The organism is Streptomyces flavofungini, from assembly GCF_041028215.1.
In the GTDB taxonomy this organism is placed as follows: domain Bacteria; phylum Actinomycetota; class Actinomycetes; order Streptomycetales; family Streptomycetaceae; genus Streptomyces; species Streptomyces flavofungini_B.
The window spans coordinates 1-6142 of record NZ_JASKYR010000627.1 but is presented as its reverse complement, the minus strand read 5'-3'; the positions used below and the strand labels follow the sequence as shown (position 1 = coordinate 6142).

Here is a 6142-nt window from a genome sequence, read left to right as displayed (position 1 = left end):
GGCGCGGGCGTCGGCCTCGGTCGTCGTGGTCAGGACGTCCAGGCGCGGGTAGACGCTCCGGAGCTGGCGGCGGAGCTCCTTGGAGTGGCTGTCGAGCGTGAGGTGCTCCTGGCCGACGCGCAGGGGGCCGCGCGCGGTCTGGCGGGCGATGTGCACGTTGAGGCCGGGGCGGGTGCCGACGACGACGTCCGAGTCGAGGCGCGCCAGGTGCGCGGCGATGCGCCGGTCGGTGAGCGCGCTGTACTGGTCGTAGCGGCCCTCGGCGTCCGGGAAGGTGCGCGCGGGCCGCAGGTGCTCGGGGTCCTCGCCCTCGTAGCCGGTGGTGCCCTTGCGCAGATCCACGAGGTGGCTCAGGCGGACGCGCTGGTCAGGCGCGAACACCGGCTCGTCGCGGTGCCGGAAGACGGAGACGACCTCGACGTCGTGCTGCTGGGCCAGCGTGTTCGCCAGGTTGTACGTCGTCCGGATCGTCCCTCCGATCCCGTACGCGTTGTGAATCAGGAAAGAGATGTGCATACGTCCCCGTATCCCGCGTTTCCTTGCGGACAGTCCCCCTCGTCCGCCTACCGCAGGGTTAGACGGGGATTCCTGGCCAAGGGTTGGGTGCCAATACCATCCTGTCTTTAAACAGATATGCGATCGGTAGCCCGTGGGGGGAACTTCTCACCGGGGCGCCCATCAAGGCTGGTAAGCGAGCTGGGGTACGTGGAAGCAGTTGTGGTCCATGTCACCGCCCTGGGTGACCCATCCGGCGCCGTCCCGCCAGCGGGCCACCGACACACACGTCCTGCGGCGCGTGGGCGGTTCGTCACGGTGTTCGAAGACGACCGGCAGCAGCAGCCCTCGGGCGGAATACGGCCGGTTCCTGTTCATGAACCGGTCCACGCACTCGCGCGTGACGTCACCGCCCCCTCGCCCGCACTCCCGCGCGGCGTCGGTGAACCACATCGCGGCGGCCCACCCCTCCAGCTGCCACTGCGAGAGGTCCCGGCCCTTCATGGCGGCACGGAACTCCCGTACGGCCGGGTGGCCCGTGTCCTCGTAGTTCCTGCTCGCTCCGGTGGCCCACAGGGCGTTGCGGCAGCGGGGCGCGTCCTTGTAGTCGTCGGCGACGGACGACGTCCAGTTCTGCACGTTGGTGACCTTGGCGGTCACCTCCGCCCCGACCTCGTCCATCGCCTCGCACAGCTTGGCGTTGCCGTGCGTGTCCATCGCGTCGAAGACCACGTCGGCGCCCTGCTCCTTCAGATCGGCCGCCGCCGCGCGGAAGTTCGGCAGGGCGAAGTCGACCTGCTCGGCGACGACCTTGTACCCCTCGGCTCTCAGCCCCCGGGTGACGAGCCGGGCGTAGGCGGCGGAAGCGGCCTGGTTGTAGGAGACCACCGCGGCGGTCCGCGCGCGCTGCTCCCGCTTGAAGTACCGGTAGACCTCGGTACCGCCGTACAGCTTGCCGCCCCACCCCGGCTCGCCCTCCCGGGGCGCGAGGCTGCCGTAGATCCCGTACAGGTGGGGGTACGTCTCGTACGCGGCCCCGATCGGCTGCCCCCCGATGTCGGGCACGCCVGCCCGCGMCCGYTGCCGACCCCGCTGCCGCCGTCGTCGCAGGTCCGCACCTCGACCTTGTGCCCGGCGACGCCGCCGCGGGCGTTCAGCCGCTCGAAGTAGGCCTTGGCACCGTCGCGCGGCCCGGTGAACGCGCCGCCGCCGACCGGACTCGTGGCGCTCGCGATGACGCCGACCCTCAGCGGCGCGCCGCCCGAGGGCGCGGGCCCGGTGCCGCGCCGCTCGAAGTCGCTCTCCGGAAGCCTGCTGCCGCAGGCCACGCCCGCCACCAGCAGCAGCGCGGCGAGCAGCGCCTCAGCAGCCAGGACCCGGCGACGCATTCCCGCTCAGCTTCACCAGCGCGCAGAGGGTCTTGACGGAGACCTTCCAGGTGCCGTCCTGATGGACGGACGTCCCCGAGGCGTCGGGCAGCGCGGTGGCGCCCTTCAGGGTCAGCGCGTACGTCACGTCGGCCTCGTCGGCCGAGGTGAACTCGACCTTGCCCACGTCGGCCGCGACCTGCCCGCCGCGCTCGTCCCCGCCGAAGCTCTCCAGGACGGCCCGCATCCTGGCCCCGTCCTCCAGAACGGCCTCCTTCTCCTTCAGCGGGACCCCGGGGTCGAAGAACTTCTCCCAGTTCCTGACGACCTCGCTCCTGGCCGCCGCCGGGTCGGCGGGCGCGGTGGCGTCCTTCGTCGGCTCGGCCGGCTCCGCCACGGACGGCTCGGGCGGCGGGTCTTCCTCACCGCCGCCGCTGTCGTCACCGCAGGCCGCGACGGTGGGCAGGGCCAGCAGCAGGGCGGCCGCCGCGAGCGCCGCGCGCCGCCCTTTCCGCAACGGTGTCCCCCGCCGGGGACGGCTGCTCCCGAGAACCATCTGGCTCACCACCGGATGTCGGTCCGGACCGGCACGGCCCGGAGCTTTCAGCGTCAGCTTGTAGAGGGCATAGTGCAATCCATCGGCTGACATGGACAGAGCGCCGACGGGACCGGCGTTGCTGACGTGACCGACCTGGTGTGCCTGGGGGGCCTGTATGCGGGCGGCGCCATCATCCGGAGCGGCTCGGCGCGGCGGGGCGCCGCGCCCCGCGCATCCCGTGCTGTGGGCGGCCTTCGCCGCCCTGACCGCCGGGGCGGTGCTCTGCGTGCTCGGCTGGTACGGCGTCTCGGGGGAACGTTTCGCCGAGCGGCAGCTCCCCTATCTCGCCTCGTGCACGGTGCCGGGCGCGGCCCTGATCATCGCCGGGGCGGTGCTCTACACCCACGGCAGGAGCGCGCTCGCCGCGTCGCGCGTCGAGGAGCTCTACGGCCTCCTGGTCGCCACCGCGCCGACGGCGCCACCGGCCTCGGCCGAGGCCCCGGTGGCCGCGAGCGACGACCTGCTGACGGTCCCCGGCGGCACCCTCAGGCACCGCGCGGACTGCCCCCTGGTGGCGGCCAAGCCGCAGGCGGTCCCGCCGGACGCCGAGGTCCTCGCGCGCGGCGGCCTCGCGCCCTGCCCGATCTGCGAGCCGCCGCGCCTGGCGAGCGACGCCCCGCGGCCCGGCGCGGAGCGCTGAGGCGCCGGTGTCGTCCCTCGGCTACGACCTGACGCTGGCCGGGCTCTCGGTCGGCGCCGCCGCCGCGCTCACCGGCATCGGCCTGATCGTCACCTACCGGGCGACCGGCGTCCTCAACTTCGCGCACGGCGCCATCGCCATGGTCTGCGCCTACGTCCTGCGCCAGTTGACGGCCGAGTGGCACTGGCCGCTCGCCCCCGCGGCCGCCGTCACGCTGCTGCTCGTGGCCCCCGGCATCGGCCTGCTCCTGGACCGCGCGGTCTTCCGCCCCCTGGCCGTGCTCGGCGGCGACCCCGCGCAGACCCTGGTGGCCTCGATCGGCGTCTTCGTCCTCCTGGTCGGCGGCGCCGCCCTCCTCTGGGGCCCGGGCGCCCGGGACGACGCCCCCACCCTGCTGTCGGCCGACCCGTGGGCCCAGCTGGGCGCGGCCGTGGTCCTGGCGGCGGCCGTGGGGGCGGTGACCCGGAGGACCCGCTTCGGCGGCGAACTGCGGGCCGTGGTCGACGACCGGGGCCTCGCCACGCTCTTCGGCATCGACGCGGGCCGGGTCGCGGCGGCGGGCTGGGCCTTCGGCTCCTTCACCGCGGGCCTGACCGGCGTGCTGCTCGCCCCTTACGTACGCCTCGACCCGTACGGCATGCCGCTGCTCGTCATGGAGGTGATGGCGGTGGCGGTGGCGGCGGGCATGCGCAGCCTCCCCGTCGCCGTGACGGTGGCGCTCGCGCTGGGAGTGACGCAGAGCCAGCTGACCCGCTTCCACCCCGACGGCCCGCTGGAACAGCTGATCCAGACGGCCGGGGCGAACCTCTTCGTGATCGCGCTCCTGGTGGCGGCCCTCGTCCTGCCCGGCATCGGCTCGAAGGACGCGCTGCCCCGCACGGCGACGGCCCGGGTGCCGACCCCGCCGGGCGCCTGGATCGTGGCGACGCTCCTCTTCCTGATCCCCCTCGGCTTCGCGGGCCAGGACCTGACGACGGCGGTCCAGGTCCCGGCGCTCGCGGTGATCCTCCTCTCGCTGGTGATCGTGACGGGCAGGGGCGGCCAGATCTCCCTGGGCCAGGCGGCCTACGCGGGCCTCGGCGCGCTCTTCACCGCCCTCCTCACCGCCGGGCGCTTCCCCGGCCTTCCCGAGCTCCCGCACCTGATGGCCCTGGCGGTCGCGGTCCTGCTCGTCGCGCCTCTCGGGCTCCTCACGGGACGGCCCGCGATCAGCAGGCACGGCCTGGCACTGGCCCTCGCGACCTTCGCGTTCGGCGTGGGCGTGAGCCGCTTCGTCTTCGCCCAGCCCTACGCGACGGCGGGCCTGACCCTGGACCGCCCCGCGGGCTTCCTCGGCGACAAGACATACTACGTACTGGAGCTGGCGCTTCTGACGGGGGCTCTGCTCCTGGTCACCGCGTTGCGCCGGGGCCGGACGGGCCGGGCGCTGGCGGCCCTGCGGGACCACGAGGCGGGCGCGACGGCGGCGGGCGCGGCCGTGGGCACCCTCAAACTGACGGCGTTCGTGACCGGGGCGGCGCTGGCCGCGCTGGGCGGCGGCATGCTCGCCATGGGACGGCAGGCGTTCGACCCCGCGGCGTTCGACCCCGTGCGGGGCCTGCTGTGGTTCGCCGCCGTCATGGTGCTCGGCTCGGACAGCATCCTCGGCGCCCTCGCGGCGGCGGCCCTGCTGGTGGGCCTGGACGCGGGGACCAGGGGCGGCATGGCCGCCGCGGTGATCGGCGTCCTTGCGGTCCTGATCGGCCGCTTCCCCGGCGGCCCCTACGAGGCGCTCCGCGAGGCCACCCGCCACTTCCGCCGCTTCCGCCACGACAGCACCCGTCCGCACCTGACGGCGACCGGCAGGACGGCACGCGAGGCACTGAGAGCGGCCCGCCGGGCTGACCCCGTCCGACCCGATCCGGTCCGGGCAAAACCCGTCCAGCCGGAGCCGGTCGCCCTCGCGGTCCCGCCCCCGGGGCGAAGAGGCGCACCCGGCGAGGACGGGCGGTGCGGGGTGGCGCTGGCGGCGGAGCGGATCACGTTCCGGTACGACGGCTACACGGTTCTGGACGACGTGACGCTCACGGTCCCCCGGGGCCGGATCACCGCGGTCACGGGCGAGAACGGCGCCGGGAAGAGCACCCTCTTCCACTGCCTGGCAGGGACCCTGCGCCCCGAGAAGGGCCGCATCACCCTGCACGGCGAGGACGTGACGGGGCTTCCGGCGCACGCCCGCACCCGGGCGGGCATGGCCCGTACGTTCCAGCAGCTCGCGGTGTTCCCCTCCCTGACGGTCGAGGAGAACGTCCAGGTGGGCGCCGACCAGTCGCCGCGGGGCACCGACCGCACGACCGCCGAGGTCCTGCGCCTGCTCGGCCTCACCTCCTGCCGGGATTGCCCCGCCACGGACCTCCCCACCGGCACCCTCCGCCGCACCGAGCTGGCCAGGGCCCTCGCGGGCACCCCGCACACCCTCCTCCTCGACGAACCGGCGGCGGGCCTGGACACGGCGGAGGTGGCCGCACTCGCCGCACTGCTGCGCACCCTCGCGGCCGACGGCATGGCCCTGCTGGTCGTGGAGCACGATCCGGCGCTGGTGGCGGGCCTCGCCGACACGGTGCACGTGATGCGGGCGGGCCGCATCGTCGCGTCGGGCCCCGCGGGCCACGTCCTGGACGAGCCGGGAGGCGGCGCGCGGTGAGAGGCATGGAACTGCGCGGCGCCCGGGTGCGCTACGGCCCCCTGGAGGCCCTGCACGGCGTGACCCTGGCCGCCCCCGCCGACGCCGTGACCGTCCTGCTGGGCACGAACGGCTCGGGGCGCACCACGGCCCTGCGCGCCCTGGCGGGCACCCTCCCCCTGACCGCCGGAGCGGTGCTCAGGGACGGCGAGGACATCACACGCAGGCGCCCGCACGAGCGCGCGGCCCGGGGGCTGACCTTCGTACCGGACCGCCGTGCGGTGTTCGCGACCCTCACCGTCGCGGAGAATCTGCGGCTCTCGGGCACCGCACCCGAGCGGGCCCTCGACGCCTACCCCGAGCTGCGCCCCCTGCTCCCC

4 protein-coding genes and 2 pseudogenes are annotated in these 6142 nt (G+C 74.7%); 3 read left to right on the top strand and 3 right to left on the bottom strand.

The window, feature by feature from the left end; genetic code table 11:
• The 3 genes and pseudogenes from AB8Z36_RS31290 to AB8Z36_RS31280 form a co-directional block, all read right to left on the bottom strand.
• A pseudogene (locus tag AB8Z36_RS31290) lies at positions 1-516 on the bottom strand (glycosyltransferase family 4 protein); the annotation flags it as partial.
• Between the two features lie 162 nt (positions 517-678).
• Positions 679-1883 (bottom strand): annotated as a pseudogene (locus tag AB8Z36_RS31285) (ABC transporter substrate-binding protein).
• A complete protein-coding gene (locus AB8Z36_RS31280; protein ID WP_369216762.1) occupies positions 1858-2418 on the bottom strand; it encodes a hypothetical protein in 561 nt (186 codons plus the stop codon). The pseudogene AB8Z36_RS31285 and the gene AB8Z36_RS31280 overlap by 26 nt, the downstream one beginning before the upstream one ends.
• A 157-nt stretch (positions 2419-2575) precedes the next feature.
• Between AB8Z36_RS31280 and AB8Z36_RS31275 the strand changes: the two genes are divergently transcribed.
• The 3 genes from AB8Z36_RS31275 to AB8Z36_RS31265 all read left to right on the top strand — a co-directional run.
• Positions 2576-3100, top strand: a complete 525-nt coding sequence (locus AB8Z36_RS31275) for a hypothetical protein (RefSeq protein WP_369216761.1) — start codon at positions 2576-2578, stop codon at positions 3098-3100.
• 7 nt (positions 3101-3107) lie between these two features.
• The gene (locus AB8Z36_RS31270; protein WP_369216760.1) at positions 3108-5783 is read left to right on the top strand and encodes an ABC transporter permease subunit; all 2676 of its coding nucleotides are present in this window, start codon (positions 3108-3110) and stop codon (positions 5781-5783) included.
• 5 nt (positions 5784-5788) lie between these two features.
• Positions 5789-6142: ATP-binding cassette domain-containing protein (locus AB8Z36_RS31265; protein WP_440582044.1), on the top strand; the 354-nt coding region annotated here is incomplete at its 3' end.